This window comes from Exiguobacterium sp. s83, assembly GCF_018617095.1.
GTDB lineage: Bacteria > Bacillota > Bacilli > Exiguobacteriales > Exiguobacteriaceae > Exiguobacterium > Exiguobacterium profundum.
In genome coordinates, this window is record NZ_JACSJP010000002.1 from 142352 (window position 1) to 158560 (window position 16209).

Genomic DNA, 16209 nt, shown 5'->3' on the forward strand with positions numbered 1-16209 from the left:
TGCCGCGGCATCACTCTTCTTTTTTTTGTGTGTTCCACGTCTCGAACGCCGCCTGCATGAGGATACGGGCGGTATGGAGCATCGCCCGTTCATCGACATCGAACCGAGGATGATGGTGTGGGAAGACGGCGCCAACTTCTGGATTACCGGCGCCCGTGAAGAAGAAACTGCCCGGGACGTGTTGTAGATAGTAGGCAAAATCTTCACCGACCATGAGCGGTGACATCTCGATGACGCCATCCGTACCGACGACGCGGGCCGCGCTGCGCCGGACGTGTTCAGTCTCTGCCGCGTGATTGATGACAGCCGGATAGCCACGAATGTACTCGAGATCATAATGTGCCTCGCTCGCCGAACAGATGTGGTCGATGGTCCGCTCCATCTCGGCGATGATGCGCGTTTGCGTTTCTTGGGTGAACGTCCGTACCGTCCCGGACAGTTTCGCCTCGTCGGCGATGACGTTGAACGCTTGGCCGGCCATAAACGTCCCGACTGTCAAGACAGCCGGTTCGAGCGGATCGATGCGACGACTGACGACTTGCTGCAATTGGCTGACGACGTTTGCGCCGACTATGACGGCATCCACCGTATGTTGCGGGATGGCCCCATGACCACCTTTTCCTTTGATTGTCAGTTCGAAACGGTCTGCTGCCGCCATGATTGATCCAGTCTTCACACCGATTGTGCCGTATGGGAGTGGCGTCCAAATGTGAGAACCGTAAATGTAGTCCACCCCGTCGAGGCAGCCGTCTTCAATCATCGGTTTGGCCCCTCCCGGCGCTAGCTCTTCGGCGAACTGGTGGATGAGGACGACATCGCCCGGGAGACTGATTTCAGTCAGCACTTTCGCCAAAACGAGCAACGTCGCCGTATGGGCATCGTGACCACAGGCGTGCATCGAGCCGTTCACTTTCGAACGGTACGGGACGTCTTTTAAGTCTTGAATCGGCAACGCATCGAAGTCGGCCCGAAATGCGATGGTCGGCCCATCACCGCCATGAATTCGTCCGACTACACCGTTTCCGCCGACGTGTTCGCGCACCTCGAGCCCGAGTTCACGTAAATAGTCCGCAATCGTCCGTGGGGTCTCTCGCTCTTCGAAGGAGAGTTCAGGATGTTGGTGGAAGTGGCGTCTGAGCGTCACCATTTCTTCGTATAATTCCGTCAATCTTAAATCGAGGTCAGTCACAAGCATAGCAAACACTCCTGTCAGTGGATTGGTTTTGGTTGAAGCAAGGACCATATGTCATGTGAATCCAAATCATCGAGAATCGGTTGAGGTAACAGCTGTCGGGCTTCATTAGCCGTCACCCATCTTGCATCACTATGCTCTTCGGACAATGTGACGATTGTTGCGATGGGGTGAGCCAAGTACGTCATAAGGACGACTTGGCGGTTTGGATCGGTTAAAAATGTCGTAGCGTACAGTAGGTGTTGAATCGTGACACGTAGGTCGGTTTCTTCAAACACTTCTCGTTCTAAGGCCCGTTCGAGCGTTTCGCCGAAATCGAGCTTACCACCGACGAGCTCCCATGTTCCAGGGTGGACCTCGTCATCTGTTGCTCGTTTGATGACGAGCATCTGGTCGTTTTGCACAATCACCGCTTTCACGGCGACAACGATGGTTGGAATAGACATCGAAACACTCCTTTTGTATGAAATCATGAGACAACTCACAGTAAATATGAATCATTGACTATATTTTTCTAAGTTACGCTTATGTTATACGACGAGAGGGAATTAATACAGGAGAAAATGAAGAAATGAGGTGCCAACATGGGGTGGATTATTGCGATTGTAGCGGTTGTCGTGCTCGTACTCATCTATTTTTCGATGTACAACGGGCTCGTCAAGTATCGAAATTGGGTCGATGAGGCGTGGGCTCAAATCGATGTACAGTTGAAACGGCGGTATGATCTGATTCCGAACTTGGTCGAGACGGTGAAGGGCTACGCGAAACACGAGCAAGAAACGCTTGCGAAGGTCGTCGAACTGAGAAACCAGCTCGGAGAAAAGTCGAATCGTCAGGACCAGATGGCAGTGAACGATCAATTGAGTGGAGCACTGAAAAATCTCTTCGCGCTTCGTGAGGCGTACCCGGACTTGAAAGCGAACGAGAACTTCAAGATGTTGCAGGAAGAATTGACACAGACGGAAAATAAGGTCGCGTATTCGCGTCAACTCTATAACAATACGGTCATGAAATATAACACGAAAATCGAATCGGTCCCGACGAACATCATCGCCTCCGTCCATCATTTTGAAAAGCGCGATATGCTCGAGGCACGTGCCGAAGAGCGCGAGAACGTTCGCGTCTCATTTTGATGAATCGAGGTGGCGCGTATGCTCCTCTATGAACAGATTCGAAAGAATAAAGTGAAGACGGTCTTCATCGTCACGGGGTTTGTCTTATTCGTTCTTCTCGTCGGAGCGGCCATTTCCTACGTCAACTATGGAGACGCGATTCCGGGGTTAATCTTCACACCGATTTTCTCGTTGTTTTATGTGGGAATCGTCATCATGTCGAGTACGAACATCGTCATGAAGATGAATCGGGCACAAGAGGTGACATCGGTGGAAGAGCACCGCTTTCTATGGCATACGGTCGAGAACATGGCGATGGTCGCACGAGTGCCGATGCCGCGTATCTTTATCATCAACGATCCATCACCGAACGCCTTTGCGACGGGATTGAAACCGGAAAAGGCGGCCGTCGCCGTCACGACGGGACTGTTGGATCGATTATCGCGAGAAGAAGTAGAAGGGGTGATCGCGCATGAGGTCGCGCATATTAAGAATTATGATGTGCGGCTCTCGACGGTCACGCTCGCACTCGTTTCAGTCATCGCTATCATGAGCGATATCGGGTCGCGCATGCTGTTCTTCAGAAGTATCGGTGGAAGACGCGATCAAAACCAGAATCCCATCTTTTTGATCATCGGACTCGTCTTGCTGGTGTTGGCACCGCTCATCGCGATGCTCATCAATATGGCGATTTCACGGAATCGTGAGTTTTTGGCAGATGCGAGTGGAGCGGAACTGACCCGTAACCCGGATGCGCTCGCCTCGGCGCTTGAAAAGATTGCAAACGTCGAGACGCCGGTCGAGCAAGCTTCGAGTGCCTCCGCACCGCTTTACTTCTCCGATCCACTTAAGAAGAAAGTGAGCGGTCTATTCTCGACACACCCTGATCCAGTCGAACGCATTTCCCGACTTCGTCAAATGTAAGAAGAGCCTGTCCGGTTGTGACAGGCTCTTTATGTTACACTGAACTGGGAAAAAAAGGGGGTGGATGAGTTGAATAAAAAGATATACATAGGTTTAGGCGGCGCTTTATTAGTCGCATTATTTTTATTTGGGCTAGGGCCATATATTGTACATGCAGTACTTAAGGTTTTCATGTGGCTCACACAGTACATCTTACCGTGGATCTTCCTCTACTATTTCATTCAATTTTATAAACAATATGCGCCAAACAAGAAAAGCCACCTGAATGAGGTGGCTTTCGACGTTTATCCGGCGCGGTGGCTACGGATTTTTTCAATCTCATCGAGGACGAACTGAACGTTTGTGCCGACGATGACTTGAATATGGTTTGGACTGACGACTTTGATTCCCGGAATACCGGCTTTTTTGATTTGATCTTGGTTGACCGTATCCATGTCTTTGACATCGACGCGTAGGCGTGTGATGCAAGACTCGATTCCTGTGACGTTGCTGTCACCGCCAAGACCGTCATAAATCATATGTGCCATTGCTGAGTATTCGCTACCTGAAGCTGATGCGACCGGAGCGACTTTCGCTTCACCGTCTGCCGTCTCACTTGCAACCGCATCGACGACTTCATCTGGTTCACGACCTGGCGTTGCCAAGTTGAGCTTCACAATCATGAAGCGGAAGATGACGTAGTAAATGACTGCGAACACGAGACCTTGAACGATGAGCATATACGGTTGGTTCGCAAGCGGCAAGCGTGAGCTCAAGATAAAGTCGACCAAGCCTGCGCTGAACCCGAAGCCGGCTGTCCATTGGAACGTTGCCGCAACGAAGAGCGAAATTCCTGTAAGGACTGCGTGTACAAGGTAAAGAACAGGAGCGAGGAACATGAATGAGAACTCGAGCGGTTCTGTTACACCTGTGAAGAATGAAGCGAATGCCGCTGCGAGAAGAAGTGAAGCGGCTTGTTTCTTCCGTTTCGTTTTCGCTGTATGGTACATCGCGAGTGCTGCGGCCGGAAGACCGAACATCATGATTGGGAAGTAACCTGCTTGGTACATCCCTGTCACACCTTTTTCACCTTCACCTGACCAGAACTTTCCGATGTCGTTAATGTCGGCGACGTCGAACCAGAATACAGAGTTGAGAGCGTGGTGAAGACCGGTTGGAATCAAGAGACGGTTAAAGAATCCGTAAAGTCCGGCACCGAATGCGCCGAGTTTTGAAATCGATTCTCCGAATCCGACGAGACCTGTATAGACGACCGGCCAGATGAAGTAAAGGGCGACCGATACAAGAATCATCGAGAAGGCTGTCATGATTGGAACGAGACGCTTCCCACTAAAGAAGGCGAGAGCATCTGGCAGTTTGACTTGACTGAAGCGGTTATACATGGAAGCGGCGACGAGACCGGATAGAATCCCGATGAAAGCATTCCCAATCTTCCCGAATGCCGGGTTAACGGCTTCTACGTCGATTCCTTGGAACAACGCAACCGTTCCTGCAGAGAGAAGCGTTGTGACCGTCAAGAAGGCAACGAGCCCACTGAGTGCTGCTGAACCGTCACGGTTCTTAGCCATTCCGAGCGCGACCCCGACTGCGAACAGAATTGGGATGTTATCAATAATAGCGGCCCCTGCCTTAATTAAGAATGCAGCGGCAATGTTTTCAGATCCCCAGCCGACTGGGTCAATCCAATAACCAATCCCCATGAGAATGGCAGCAGCCGGAAGTACGGCGACCGGTAACATGAGGGAACGTCCGAGACGTTGGAAAAAGTTCATCATTGTTGATTTCCTCCTTTTTGATGATGTTGATCTTGTAGACGTTGGATGTGAAGCGTAATATAACCAAGTTCTGACTCGGGCAAGACGACGCCATAGGTCTCTTCCATTTCTTTCGCGACATCCGATGCACAGGCATAGGCAGACGTGAATTTCGTCTGAATCATGCGGAGCATGTCTTCATCAATCGTGTGATGATCGTAATGGTTGACCCGATCCATGACGAACCGTAAATGAGTTAATAATCGTTGGTAGGATAAGTCATCTTCTTCAATGGATACATCGAGTCGTCGTGAAATCGATTGAATCATGTCGCGGACAATCGTTGTCTGTTTGACCGTCTTGCGTAAATCACCTCCTTTCACTTTCATCGTATGGATATGAAGCGCGATGAACGCAGCTTCGTCTTTCGGCATTTGGACGTTGAGCTTTTCAGCGATATGTTCAATCGCCCATAGTCCAATCTCATATTCATTCCGATAGAGGATTTTAATCTCGTTCAACAGTTTGTTGCGTAACGAGATGCCATCCATTTCCCGCTCGATGGCGAACGAGATGTGGTCGGTCAAGACGATGTGAATATGTTCGTTGAACGATGTCTCGAGACGTTTTTCCGCATACGAGATAATATCCTCGGAAACGGTGAAGTGTTCGACAGGAATCCGGCTCAACAGCTGTTGGAACTTGTCATTCTCTGGCATGATGAACAACTTTTCGATTTTATGTGGATTGACGATGTCGTTCTTCGCTTTTTTAAACGCGACGCCAGGGCCAATTGCAATCTTTTCTTCACCCTCATCTGAGACGATGACCGCATTGTTGTTTAGAATCTTTTTGATTTTAATCATGTGTCCTCCTTATTCCGGAGTCACGCTTCCACTCGGGCGACAATCGTCTTGCCCGGAACAGCTTCTTTCGTGAACGTGAAGGCATAATGATGGGCGAGTGCACCACCATTCGTCACGACCATTGGAGTGACCGTGTCCTTACCCGCCTGATGAATTTGCGCCAAGTCTGCTGTGAGTAACAGCTGTCCCGTCTTGACGTGGTCGCCCACATCTACTTGAAGATCAAACGGTCGACCTTCGAGTTCAACGGTATCGAGTCCGACGTGTATCAAAATCTCAGCCCCATCCTCGGTCCGAATGCCGATGGCGTGCTTTGTTGGAGCGATTTGTACAATCTCTCCATCAGCCGGTGAGACGACGGCACCGTCTGTTGGTGTGATGGCAATGCCATCGCCCATCATTTTTTCACTAAAGACCGGGTCCGCAACTTGTTCGAGTGGAATGACGTCTCCTTCCATTGGTGAGTGCAGTGTCGGTTTGTGTCGATTCATTAACTTATTCCATAGCATGTCTACTACATCCTTTCTTGAAACAAAACACCGAAAAACAAAACAGGCATGGAGTATAGACGGGTGGCATGCACCGTACGTCTTACCCCATGCCTGATCGAATCAGTCACATGTGATCGTTATTCGTTTCTTCACGTTCAACATAACATGTGTTGGTTTGAGACACAAGTCTTTTTTTGAAAGCGTTCTCTAAAATTTTACAAGGGAACGAATCTATTGTATAGTAAGGGCGAATCTAAGTAAGAAAGGTGTTGCATGTTGATGAGTGAGGTTGTATCTGCCTAACGAACTGAAAAATGTCGGATGACACGTCTTTTTGTCATGCCGTCATGTTCCGTTACAGATACCGCCCATCAAAAACTGCCAGACACCCGTCTGTCTTTTTGCGTTGGTCGTCATCGACCGACGCTTTTTTGTTTGCGCGGTATCTCGATTCTACGATTTGAGGAGAGAGACACATGAACGAACAAACATTTGAAAAATTACAATACAACGAATTGATGACGAAAGTAGAGCGCTTCTGCATCAGCGGATTCGGAAGACGACTTCTTCGACAGCAACGCCCAACGAGCCACATTACGACGGTGAAGAAGCGCCTGCAAGAAACATCCGAAGCCCGCGCGATTCTAGATGCGACGTCACACGTCCCGTTCATCGGTGTGTCTGACATGGAGACCATTATCGGAAAACTGCAACGAGGCATCCAACTCGAGGCAACAGAGTTTGAAGCGGTCGCCGAGTTTTTACGAGGGGCACGCAAACTCAAGCGATTCATGCTCGAGCATGAATTCTTTGCACCGCTTCTTTCGGCTTATGCTTCAGGAATGGGCGAATGGCGGACGCTTGAAGAAGACATCACACAAGCGATTCGAGCCGGACAGGTCGTCGATGAAGCATCGAAAGAGTTGAAGCGGATTCGGAAGCAAGTCGACATTTTAGAAGGACGAATCGAGGAACGATTGAACAAGTTCTTAAAGAGCGCCGCCAATCGCGAGATGATCCAAGACGGATTCGTCACGAAAAAACAGGACCGCTTCACCATTCCAATCAAAGCTTCTTATAAGCATAAAGTGGCAGGGACGATTGTGGATACCTCGAATCGTGGGACGACGGTCTTTATCGAACCGGAAGCGATTGCGAAGTTAAATGCTGAACTCGTCGTCAAGCGTACGGAAGAAGCGGTAGAGGTGTATCAAGTACTAGCGACGTTGACGGGAGCGGTGACAGAAGTCCTTCCTGACATCGAATCGACGCTCGATGTCATCGCCCAGTACGATATGGTCTTCGCAAAAGGGAAGTACAGTCAGTCGATTGATGGCGTGATACCACACGTCAATGCGACCGGTCACATCCGATTGAAACAAGTACGTCATCCGCTCTTAGAAAGCGCTGTGCCACTTGATTTTGCCATCGGTACAGACTATCGCGGCTTGATCATCACCGGACCGAACGCCGGCGGGAAGACGGTCGTCTTGAAAACGATTGGACTCCTTAGTCTGATGACGATGACGGGACTGCATATCCCGGCTCACACGGATACAGTCATCTCGACATTTGATGAGGTGTTCGTCGATATCGGAGATAATCAAGACTTGGAATCGGCACTCAGTACGTTCTCTGCACACATGTACAACGTAGCGAGTATCATGCAGACCGCTGGAAAACGGTCGCTCTTGTTATTCGATGAAATCGGAAGCGGGACGGAACCGAACGAAGGAGCCGCTCTTGCGATTGCCATCTTAGAAGCGGCATATAAACGGGGCGCAATCGTTGTGGCATCGACACATTATGGTGAAATCAAATCCTATTCTGAAGCCCACCCAGATTTCATGAACGCTGCGATGCAGTTTGATCCGGAAACGCTCGAACCAAAATACAGACTGCTCATGGGACAGTCTGGCGACAGCAACGCCCTCTTTATCGCCCGTAAGATGAAGTTACCGGAATCGATTCTGAAACAGGCATCCCGTTACATGAACGAGAAAACATATGATATGACGAAAGTCGATGATTCTAAAATTGTGCGAGAAGTGGAAATGGTACCACCTGAAGAGGAAGAGCACTTTGAAACAGGTGACCGTGTCCGCTTGTTAGAGACGAATCAAGTCGGTCTTGTCTATTCGTTTGATGCATCGCGTCGACATGTCCGCGTGTTCGTAGATTTGGAATATGTAGAGTTGCCGAGCCGCCGCGTTCGTCTTGAGGCACGCGCGACAGAGCTCTATCCGGCTGACTATGATTTAGATACGTTGTTCACGACGTATCAGGAGCGTAAGGAAGCCCACGACTTTGCAAGAGGATCGAAAAAAGCGTTACGACGAGTGGAGAAAGAGATTCGGGAAAGGAAGAAACAAGAGCACTCTAAACGTAAATGAATGTAGCATACGGTGAAAGGGTAAGAGCACATAAAGAGAAATCTTAATGTGGGAGGGGCTTATGTGTTCGAGTTAAGTTTTTGGTTTGCACTCGGTTTTGCCGTGATTCACTTTTTTTCAGGAAAACTCATTCACGTGCGTGAAGTGCCGAGAAGCCGTTTTTTATCAGTGGCTGGAGGGATTGCCGTTGCTTATGTATTTCTTCATCTGTTGCCAGAGTTAAATGAATATCAACGCGAACTTGAAGGAGAGATTAGAAATAACGTCTTTGCTTCCCTCGAGAACCATATCTTAATCATCAGTATGTTAGGACTGGCTGTCTTTTATGGGCTCGAACGATTTGCAACGGCCAATAAGCGTAAACAAAAACCGTATGTGTTTTGGATTCACATTGGTTCATTCACGTTATATACGTTTAGCATCGGATATGTGCTCGCAGAAAGTGAATTTCAGTCCAATGGCACGATGTTTCTTTATTTTTTAGCGCTTGGTATACACTTTGTCACGGTCGATCAAGGATTGCGTCAGCACCATCAGCAACTTTATGATCGACAAGGGCGCATCTTCTTAGCGCTTGCTGTACTCATAGGGTGGGCAGTTGGTACCTTTGCGGAAGTGAATGATCTCGGTTTATCGATTGTTGTCGCCTTTTTAGCAGGTGGCGTCATCTTGAACGTCATGAAAGAAGAATTGCCTGCTGAGCGAGAGAGTAGTTTTGGTGCATTTTTGATTGGTTTATTAAGTTATGCGCTGTTATTGCTCGTCATATGAAAAGGGCAACCACCGCGAGTGGCTGCCCTTTTGACTTATAAGCTATTGCTTTGATTTTCTACGTTGCTGTCGCTCTCTGTTGAAGCATCGTCATCTGAAGAAGTTGAGTCGTCATGGTGTGGACCGTGACCATGGCGACCACCTTCACGTCCACCGCGCATACCACGAATATCTTCCAAGTCATCGTAACTTGTCACATCGGCAAACCGTTCTTCGTGGTCCGCAAGGATTTGATCGGCGTCTTCTTGCGTCAAGTTTCCTTCTTCCACAGCGGTTGCGAGTTTTTCTTCATGCGACGTCATGATGGCGTCGATGAACGCTTCAATTGAAATCCCTTTTTCTTCTGCGAGTTCAGGGAGAGATTGCCCGTTTTCGCGAGCCGCATCCACTTCTTCTTGCGTTAAACCGAGCGCTTCGATGAGAGCGGCATGCCCTGCTTCTCGGTCACCGAACATACCAGGCCCTCGTTCACCACGTTCGCATTGTGTGGATTCCGTCGTTGTCGATTCATCAGTCGTCGTGTCATTCGTCGCGGCATATACGCCTGTGCCTGAGACGGCCAATAGACCGGCTAAAGCGATTGCTAGTTTTGTTGATTTCATGTGTATCTCCTCCTTTGTTACTTCAAGTGTAGGACTGAACGCTTCGGAAGTTGTGAGGGAGTTGCAAGATTTCTGCAAATTGTCTTTGGGAAACGGTGGGAGGTTTGATGGGTACGATATAATGGATGTGGAGGCGATATGAGATGAACGTACTCGTTGTGGAAGATGAACTAAAACTGGCGGACGGCATGTCCCGCTTTTTAACATATTCCGGATTTGAGGTGACCGTGGCGATGACTTTGAGTGAGGCGAAACAACAGTTGCATCAACGGTTTGATGCAGTTTTATTGGATGTTCGACTCCCTGACGGAGAAGGTTGGACCTTGATTCCGACATTAAAAGCGCAACAGCCCGCACCTGCTATTATCCTGACGACGGCTCGTGGTGAGGCGGATGATCGTGTGTTCGGATTGGAACTTGGCGCAGACGATTATTTAGTCAAACCCATCGTTTTAAAAGAGTTGGAGATTCGACTGAAACGTCTCGTCAAACAAACCGATATGATTCAATTTGGAACGCTCACCATCGACGTCAAATCGAGAATGGTACAAGAGAACGGACATCCGCTTCGATTAACGAACAAAGAGTATGAGTTGTTACTGTATCTTTGGAAACATGTCGGGGAGGCGTTAGACCGGAACCGTTTGCTCGATGAGGTGTGGGACTACGCATTCGTCGGAGATACACGAACGGTCGACACCCACATTAAACAACTGCGTGACAAATCGCCGACCTTAAAAGAACAGTTGAAGACGGTGCACCGGGTCGGTTATCGATTAGAGGAACTGTCATGAATCGATTAATGAAGAAGTTACTTTGGACGGCCATTCTACCACTTGCAGTGATGGCACTTTTAACATTCGGACTCACGTCATTATTGATTGGACGCTTCGCAGAAGAGGAGACGTACGCACAATTGGAGCGCGAGGCGGCGATTGTGTATGAAGCCATTCAAGAGGGCCGTGGAATCCCAGGGCAACTTGACGTGCTTGTATTTCAAAATGGGCAGCGTATCGAGTTCGAACGAGGCGGACGGATGCATCGCATGATGCCAATCAACCTCGATCCGAATGATTTAGAGATTCAGGACGAAGTGGGTGTAAATGGTACCCGCTTCTTGACGTATCTGAAAGAAGAAGGGGACATTCAAATCGTGACGTATAGTCCCGTTCCGTTTTCAAATCCACAATTCCAGCAAATCTACCTCATCTTAGCGGGTGGGTTTATTCTGGCCCTACTTGTCGCAATCGCTGTCACGTATTGGATGAGTCGTCGGCTCACGCAACCGCTCGTCGAGTTGAAACAAGCGACCGCATCCATTATGGAGGGGCGACACGATATTAGCTTACCGAGCGTGACGAACGATGAGATTGGAGATTTGACCGTCACCATCGGACAGATGAACACATCACTTCAAGAAAAAGAGGCGCTTCAAAAATCATTTATTTCTGGGATCACACACGATGTGCGTACACCGCTCGCTATCGTTCGAAACGAGGCGGAACTATTAGAGCTTGGTGTTGTCCATGAAACAGAGATGGCCACAACCGGTAAAAGCATTACCGAGGAAGTGGACCGGATCGACCGACTCGTCAATCAGATGCTCGAATACTCTAAATTGTCCGCAGGTTCGATTCCCCTTGAAATGGAATCGATTCAACTGGATGAATTGGTTCGTCGGTTGACGCCACGCATGTCTGAGTGGTTCCGACAAAAAGACGTGACACTCGACCTCCGACTCGAAACGGTATCAATCCAAGCTGATCGATTGGCGATGGAACGAGTGCTCTCGAATTTCATAAGCAATGCGTATGAGGCAAGCCCTGTCGGGGGAAGAATCACTATCACTCTAACCCCGAAGCGATTAGAAGTGACCGATGAAGGAAACGGGGTTGATCCTTCCATTCAGCATGCGATATGGGATATGTATGTGAAAGGGGATCGCTCTAACGGACATGGTTTAGGTCTCGCTATCACGAAGTTACTTCTTGACGCACAAGGACTTTCTTATGGCGTCGATTCAGATAAGGGGGCGACATTTTGGATCGGATGGACATGACTTTATTTTTACGAGGGGTGCGGTTAGAGAAAGACCGCATCCAATCAACGGGTTATCCGTACTCGTTACCAATCTTTCAGACACTCGATGAACTGACGTTTCATCATCCGGTCACGTTTCTCGTTGGAGAAAACGGGAGTGGAAAGTCGACGTTGATTGAGGGGATGGCGGTCGCGGCTGGATTCAACCCAGAAGGCGGAGCACCTTCCTTCCAATTCGAAACGGAGTCAACGCATAGTTCTTTGTATGAAGCGCTACGCCCGATTCGAGGACCGTATCGTCCGAAAGATGGTTTTTTCTTACGTGCTGAAACGGCATACCAGCTATCGAGTTATGTGGATGAGATGGCAAAGTCAGGACGTGATCCTGAACGGTTTTATGAATCATATGGCGGACGTTCCCTTCATGAACAGTCACACGGTGAAGCGTTTCTATCCCTCATGCTACATCGATTTCGTGGAGACGGTCTCTACATTTTGGATGAGCCAGAGGCCGCATTGTCGCCGATGCGCCAACTGACGATGCTCGCACGCATGCATGAACTTGTCCAGTCGGGGAGTCAATTTATCATCGCGAGTCATTCACCTATCTTGATGTCGTATCCAGGTGCGATGATTTTACAAGTGGAGACGGGACTTACTCCGACGGCTTTTGATGACCTCGAGCATGTACGGGTGATGCGTGATTATTTACAGGCACCGGAACGGATGCAGCGAATTTTGTTTGACTAAAAAAGCGGCCTCGGCCGCTTTTTTCATGCTTTCGTAATCTTTCTTAATAAGATGATCGCGAGGCTAACGCCCCCGGCAATCAACATATACAAGACAATCTCCATCCAAGTGTTCATTCGTCGTCTCCATCCGCAAAGATTGCGAGCTCCCCTTGTGGCATCGCGACCAACAGATAGGCGTCTCCACCAAGTGGTCTCGCGTCCCCTGCTTGCCAGCACTCAAAGTGTTCTTGATATCCATTGATGAAGAGAAGGGATCCGGATTCAAATTCCAGTTCGAGGTGGGGGTGTTCGTCACCGAGGCGTACTTGATGGATGCGCTCTCTTCTTAAGCGCATGAGCTGTTCGAGTTGTTCACCTTCGTCAAACGTATTTTGCGTCGCATGGACATGCCACGGTCCCTCGATGGAGATCCAAGATTCCAGTCCTTGACGACTGAAATAGAGAAGATGATGGTTCGGACCAGAACCGAAATCGATTCCGACAAAAGAAGAGGCGGTAAAGAGGTGATGCAAAATAGATGTCGCTTGTTCGTGCTCTGTGGTAGACACACCGTCACCTCACTTTAAAAAGTTGTTATCATTATCATTTCACGTTACCACGCTAAAGTAAACGAATCTAACTCAATCTAGAAAAGAAACTGTAGATGATTCGCAAAGTATAATGTTGATTTATTTCACATTTCTGTATACGAAAAAACGGACATTCACGATGAGTGTCCGTTTTTTTCAAACCTCATTATGCTTCGACAAAGGCAGCGCCGATAACACCCGCATCTCCTGACAATTGAGTGAGGCAGAGACGCGTTTTTCCACTAGCATGTGGATACATTTTATTCGAGACTGCTTGTTGTAATTCGTTCCAAAATAATGAGGCCGACATCATGACGCCGCCTCCTAATACAATCACATCAGGATCGACAGTATGAATGATGTTAGCTAGTCCGCTAGCCAGTTCCTCGACGAAGTGATGGCGGTACTCGTCATCTGATAATAGCGAAGGGACGTTTGTATATCCTTTTTCGCTTGCGCGACTCATGAGCGCGGTACCACTTGCGAGTGATTCGAGAGAGCCTCGATTCAGTACAGGGTGAACTGGTCCGTTCGAACGGATAATCATATTTCCGATTTCACCGGCACTGCCGTTCGCCCCTCGAATGATTTGATGTTTATAGACATAACCGCCACCGATTCCAGTGCTCACTGTTACATAAAAAACAGCATCGAATCCTTTTCCTGCTCCAAATTTAGCTTCTGCGAGAGCTGCTGCATTCGCATCGTTTTCAAGGGTGACAGAAAAGCCGAGGCGCTGTGTTAAAGGCTCAACGATTTTTTGATTGTGCCAATTCGGGAGGTTTGGAGGCGTTAAAAACATCCCTTGTTTCAAATCGAGTGGACCGGGAGCCACAATTCCAACATGCCGGATATCGAATTCAACATTGAATTGATGAATCGCAGTCTCAATAGATTGTAGTGTCTCTTCGAAAGGAAGTTGAGGCTGCGTGTTAAACGTGAGTTGTTTCAGTACTTCACCTTTGAGTGAAACAGCCGCAATCCGAGTGTTCGTCCCTCCTAAGTCAATCCCGATTCGGACAGCTTGTTTTTCATCGGAAGGAACACCAGTCACTAGACAAATCGCTTCTCCCTCAATCAAGAACGACTCATTGGCCGGGAGAAGGAGTGTACCTCCCGTAGGTACTTCCATCTCATCAACGATTAATGTTCCTTGCACGACAGATAGTAACCGGAACGTGTCGGTCGAAATCTTTTCTTTCGCTGTAACATGCCATTTTTCCACGAAGAAGAATGGATTCTTCGTCAAACGTGTTCGAAAGTGATCGAGTTGACGGATTGGTTCACTATAGCCAAGGTGAGGAACGAAAGAAGCGAGAATGCCCTTTTCTACGTGAAGTTCACGTGGACGACCGGTCGTCACATCCAGTCGCTCGTAATCGTATAGACGATAGGTTGTGTCCGAACTTTGTTGAATTTCCAGTACGCATACCCCTTTTGTCAATGCATGGACCGTTCCAGCTGGGACATAGAAAAAATCACCGGCATGAATCGATTTTCGTATCAAGCCGTGTTCCAAATCGCCTGTTTCAAGCGCTTTGTTGAAGTCTTCTGAGGTGGCATAGGAGTGACCGTAAATGAGTGTCGCATTTGCTGGAGCATCGAGAATATACCAACATTCATTTTTTCCATATGATTCGTTTTCGAGTTGTTCCGCTAACGAATCATCAGGATGAACTTGAATAGACAAATCATCGTTCGCATCAATCCATTTAATCAGTAGTGGAAACACGTCCGCTTTAATTTGAAACAACTTTGGATATTGTTGATAGAGTTCACGCAAAGAAAGACCAACGTAGGGTCCGGAAGCAACGGCTGAACTACCTTTTTCTAATGCAGAAGCCGTCCAAGCTTCACCGATCGAAGGGTCATTGAAATCGAAACCAAATTGCTTCAGACGCTCCCCTCCCCAAAGTCGCTGTTGATAGTGTGGTTTTAAAAGAATAGCGCTCATATCCTGTCCTCCTATTAATTTGATATACACTTATGAATTTAAAAACTAAACAAAGTTTAAATCAAGTATAGACATGAAATAAATCATGTGTATAATAAAACATGTAACCGATTTCAAATAAGGAGTGAGGACACATGAAGAAAATCTTATTAGCGTGTAGTTCAGGGATGTCGACGAGTTTACTCGTAACGAAGATGAAAGATCATGCCACATCAATCGGGGATGAGGCGAAGATTTGGGCAGTCGGTCAAGATCAGGTCGTAACCGAGATGGACGAGGCAGATGTGATTTTGATTGGTCCACAAATGCGTTTCTTGTTGGATAAATTGAAAGCGCAAACATCAACACCGATTGAAGTGATCGATATGATGGCATACGGCACGGCGAATGGTAAAGCTGCATACGAACAAGCGATGAAATTAATGGGGTGAACAACGTGGAACAGGTAGACGAGTTAACCTTGGAGCAAATGGCATTCATGATGATTTTGCACAGTGGCAATGCGAGAAGTACGATTCAGGAAGCGATTCAACTGTATAAAACGAGTTCTTATGAAACGTTCGAAGAAAAGATTGATGAGGCACGTGGACAATTAAAAGAAGCACATCAAACACACTTTTCACAAATCCAAAGAGAAGCGAATGGAGAAAAAACAGACGTCTCTTTATTGCTTCTTCATGCAGAGGACCATTTAATGTCTACGCAAACAATGCTTGATTTGACAGCGGGTTTGGTCGAAATGGTCGAACAAAAGATTGTAAATCCTAATCAAGAAGGGTGAATCATATG

General features: G+C 48.0%; 17 protein-coding genes. 9 read left to right on the forward strand and 8 right to left on the reverse strand.

The genetic code is table 11. The features are described 5' to 3' along the window. Positions 1-10: 10 nt before the first annotated feature. Together KNO73_RS10115 and KNO73_RS10120 are read right to left on the reverse strand one after the other, a co-directional pair. Entirely contained in the window at positions 11-1195 is a 1185-nt protein-coding gene (locus KNO73_RS10115; protein ID WP_214688943.1) for a M20 metallopeptidase family protein, read from the reverse strand. A gap of 14 nt (positions 1196-1209) precedes the next feature. Beyond that, positions 1210-1638 carry an NUDIX hydrolase gene (locus KNO73_RS10120; protein WP_214688941.1) on the reverse strand — a complete coding sequence of 143 codons (429 nt, stop codon included), beginning with the start codon at positions 1636-1638 and terminating at the stop codon, positions 1210-1212. A 138-nt stretch (positions 1639-1776) separates the two neighbouring features. Between KNO73_RS10120 and KNO73_RS10125 the strand changes: the two genes are divergently transcribed. Together KNO73_RS10125 and htpX are read left to right on the forward strand one after the other, a co-directional pair. Beyond that, positions 1777-2325 (forward strand): LemA family protein, encoded by a 549-nt coding sequence (locus KNO73_RS10125; RefSeq protein ID WP_015880351.1) that lies wholly within the window; start codon positions 1777-1779, stop codon positions 2323-2325. 18 nt (positions 2326-2343) lie between these two features. Beyond that, positions 2344-3228 carry a zinc metalloprotease HtpX gene (gene htpX / locus KNO73_RS10130; RefSeq protein ID WP_211781951.1) on the forward strand — a complete coding sequence of 295 codons (885 nt, stop codon included), beginning with the start codon at positions 2344-2346 and terminating at the stop codon, positions 3226-3228. Positions 3229-3512: 284 nt separating this feature from the next. Here htpX and nagE read toward each other — a convergent pair whose 3' ends face one another. From nagE to KNO73_RS10145, 3 genes are read right to left on the reverse strand one after another with little or no spacing between them, the layout of a single operon-like run. After that, complete coding sequence (gene nagE / locus KNO73_RS10135; RefSeq protein ID WP_214818175.1) at positions 3513-5003, reverse strand: N-acetylglucosamine-specific PTS transporter subunit IIBC; 1491 nt, start codon at positions 5001-5003, stop codon at positions 3513-3515. Then, the gene (locus KNO73_RS10140) at positions 5000-5848 is read right to left on the reverse strand and encodes a PRD domain-containing protein (protein WP_230235551.1); all 849 of its coding nucleotides are present in this window, start codon (positions 5846-5848) and stop codon (positions 5000-5002) included. Before KNO73_RS10140 ends, nagE begins: the two co-directional genes overlap by 4 nt. 20 nt (positions 5849-5868) lie before the next feature. Continuing rightward, positions 5869-6357 carry a PTS sugar transporter subunit IIA gene (locus KNO73_RS10145; protein ID WP_015880356.1) on the reverse strand — a complete coding sequence of 163 codons (489 nt, stop codon included), beginning with the start codon at positions 6355-6357 and terminating at the stop codon, positions 5869-5871. Between the two features lie 458 nt (positions 6358-6815). Between KNO73_RS10145 and KNO73_RS10150 the strand changes: the two genes are divergently transcribed. Together KNO73_RS10150 and KNO73_RS10155 are read left to right on the forward strand one after the other, a co-directional pair. Next, positions 6816-8732: an endonuclease MutS2 gene (locus tag KNO73_RS10150; protein ID WP_215112448.1), complete on the forward strand. Its 1917-nt coding sequence runs from the start codon at positions 6816-6818 to the stop codon at positions 8730-8732. A gap of 63 nt (positions 8733-8795) precedes the next feature. Continuing rightward, a complete protein-coding gene (locus tag KNO73_RS10155) occupies positions 8796-9503 on the forward strand; it encodes a hypothetical protein (RefSeq protein ID WP_214685029.1) in 708 nt (235 codons plus the stop codon). A 35-nt stretch (positions 9504-9538) separates the two neighbouring features. Here the strand turns inward: KNO73_RS10155 and KNO73_RS10160 are convergent, their stop codons facing one another. Next, positions 9539-10105 (reverse strand): hypothetical protein, encoded by a 567-nt coding sequence (locus KNO73_RS10160; RefSeq protein WP_214731298.1) that lies wholly within the window; start codon positions 10103-10105, stop codon positions 9539-9541. Positions 10106-10248: 143 nt separating this feature from the next. Between KNO73_RS10160 and KNO73_RS10165 the strand changes: the two genes are divergently transcribed. From KNO73_RS10165 to KNO73_RS10175, 3 genes are read left to right on the forward strand one after another with little or no spacing between them, the layout of a single operon-like run. Then, positions 10249-10899 carry a response regulator transcription factor gene (locus KNO73_RS10165; RefSeq protein WP_078146057.1) on the forward strand — a complete coding sequence of 217 codons (651 nt, stop codon included), beginning with the start codon at positions 10249-10251 and terminating at the stop codon, positions 10897-10899. Further along, complete coding sequence (locus KNO73_RS10170; protein ID WP_215112449.1) at positions 10896-12164, forward strand: sensor histidine kinase; 1269 nt, start codon at positions 10896-10898, stop codon at positions 12162-12164. The genes KNO73_RS10165 and KNO73_RS10170 overlap by 4 nt, the downstream gene beginning before the upstream one ends. Next, the gene (locus tag KNO73_RS10175) at positions 12155-12895 is read left to right on the forward strand and encodes an AAA family ATPase (protein ID WP_205728297.1); all 741 of its coding nucleotides are present in this window, start codon (positions 12155-12157) and stop codon (positions 12893-12895) included. Before KNO73_RS10170 ends, KNO73_RS10175 begins: the two co-directional genes overlap by 10 nt. 112 nt (positions 12896-13007) lie before the next feature. Here the strand turns inward: KNO73_RS10175 and KNO73_RS10180 are convergent, their stop codons facing one another. Both KNO73_RS10180 and manA read right to left on the reverse strand, forming a co-directional pair. Further along, on the reverse strand, positions 13008-13445 hold the full coding sequence (locus tag KNO73_RS10180) for a hypothetical protein (RefSeq protein WP_047795794.1): 438 nt from the start codon (positions 13443-13445) through the stop codon (positions 13008-13010). A 187-nt stretch (positions 13446-13632) separates the two neighbouring features. Further along, positions 13633-15420, reverse strand: a complete 1788-nt coding sequence (manA, locus tag KNO73_RS10185) for a mannose-6-phosphate isomerase, class I (protein ID WP_215112450.1) — start codon at positions 15418-15420, stop codon at positions 13633-13635. Positions 15421-15554: 134 nt separating this feature from the next. Between manA and KNO73_RS10190 the strand changes: the two genes are divergently transcribed. Both KNO73_RS10190 and KNO73_RS10195 read left to right on the forward strand, forming a co-directional pair. Continuing rightward, a complete protein-coding gene (locus KNO73_RS10190) occupies positions 15555-15851 on the forward strand; it encodes a PTS sugar transporter subunit IIB (RefSeq protein ID WP_015880368.1) in 297 nt (98 codons plus the stop codon). A 5-nt stretch (positions 15852-15856) separates the two neighbouring features. Further along, positions 15857-16201 (forward strand): PTS sugar transporter subunit IIA, encoded by a 345-nt coding sequence (locus tag KNO73_RS10195; RefSeq protein WP_041917964.1) that lies wholly within the window; start codon positions 15857-15859, stop codon positions 16199-16201. Positions 16202-16209 lie beyond the last annotated feature (8 nt).

What these genes read in the sequence shown, in the direction of transcription:
- KNO73_RS10140 (WP_230235551.1), bottom strand. Translation starts at nt 5,848, where the DNA reads ATGATTAAAATCAAAAAGATTCTAAACAACAATGCGGTCATCGTCTCA.
- KNO73_RS10175 (WP_205728297.1), top strand. Translation starts at nt 12,155, where the DNA reads ATGGACATGACTTTATTTTTACGAGGGGTGCGGTTAGAGAAAGACCGC.
- KNO73_RS10170 (WP_215112449.1), top strand. Translation starts at nt 10,896, where the DNA reads ATGAATCGATTAATGAAGAAGTTACTTTGGACGGCCATTCTACCACTT.
- htpX (WP_211781951.1), top strand. Translation starts at nt 2,344, where the DNA reads ATGCTCCTCTATGAACAGATTCGAAAGAATAAAGTGAAGACGGTCTTC.
- KNO73_RS10145 (WP_015880356.1), bottom strand. Translation starts at nt 6,357, where the DNA reads ATGCTATGGAATAAGTTAATGAATCGACACAAACCGACACTGCACTCA.
- KNO73_RS10120 (WP_214688941.1), bottom strand. Translation starts at nt 1,638, where the DNA reads ATGTCTATTCCAACCATCGTTGTCGCCGTGAAAGCGGTGATTGTGCAA.
- KNO73_RS10160 (WP_214731298.1), bottom strand. Translation starts at nt 10,105, where the DNA reads ATGAAATCAACAAAACTAGCAATCGCTTTAGCCGGTCTATTGGCCGTC.
- KNO73_RS10190 (WP_015880368.1), top strand. Translation starts at nt 15,555, where the DNA reads ATGAAGAAAATCTTATTAGCGTGTAGTTCAGGGATGTCGACGAGTTTA.
- KNO73_RS10115 (WP_214688943.1), bottom strand. Translation starts at nt 1,195, where the DNA reads ATGCTTGTGACTGACCTCGATTTAAGATTGACGGAATTATACGAAGAA.
- manA (WP_215112450.1), bottom strand. Translation starts at nt 15,420, where the DNA reads ATGAGCGCTATTCTTTTAAAACCACACTATCAACAGCGACTTTGGGGA.
- KNO73_RS10150 (WP_215112448.1), top strand. Translation starts at nt 6,816, where the DNA reads ATGAACGAACAAACATTTGAAAAATTACAATACAACGAATTGATGACG.
- nagE (WP_214818175.1), bottom strand. Translation starts at nt 5,003, where the DNA reads ATGATGAACTTTTTCCAACGTCTCGGACGTTCCCTCATGTTACCGGTC.
- KNO73_RS10125 (WP_015880351.1), top strand. Translation starts at nt 1,777, where the DNA reads ATGGGGTGGATTATTGCGATTGTAGCGGTTGTCGTGCTCGTACTCATC.
- KNO73_RS10165 (WP_078146057.1), top strand. Translation starts at nt 10,249, where the DNA reads ATGAACGTACTCGTTGTGGAAGATGAACTAAAACTGGCGGACGGCATG.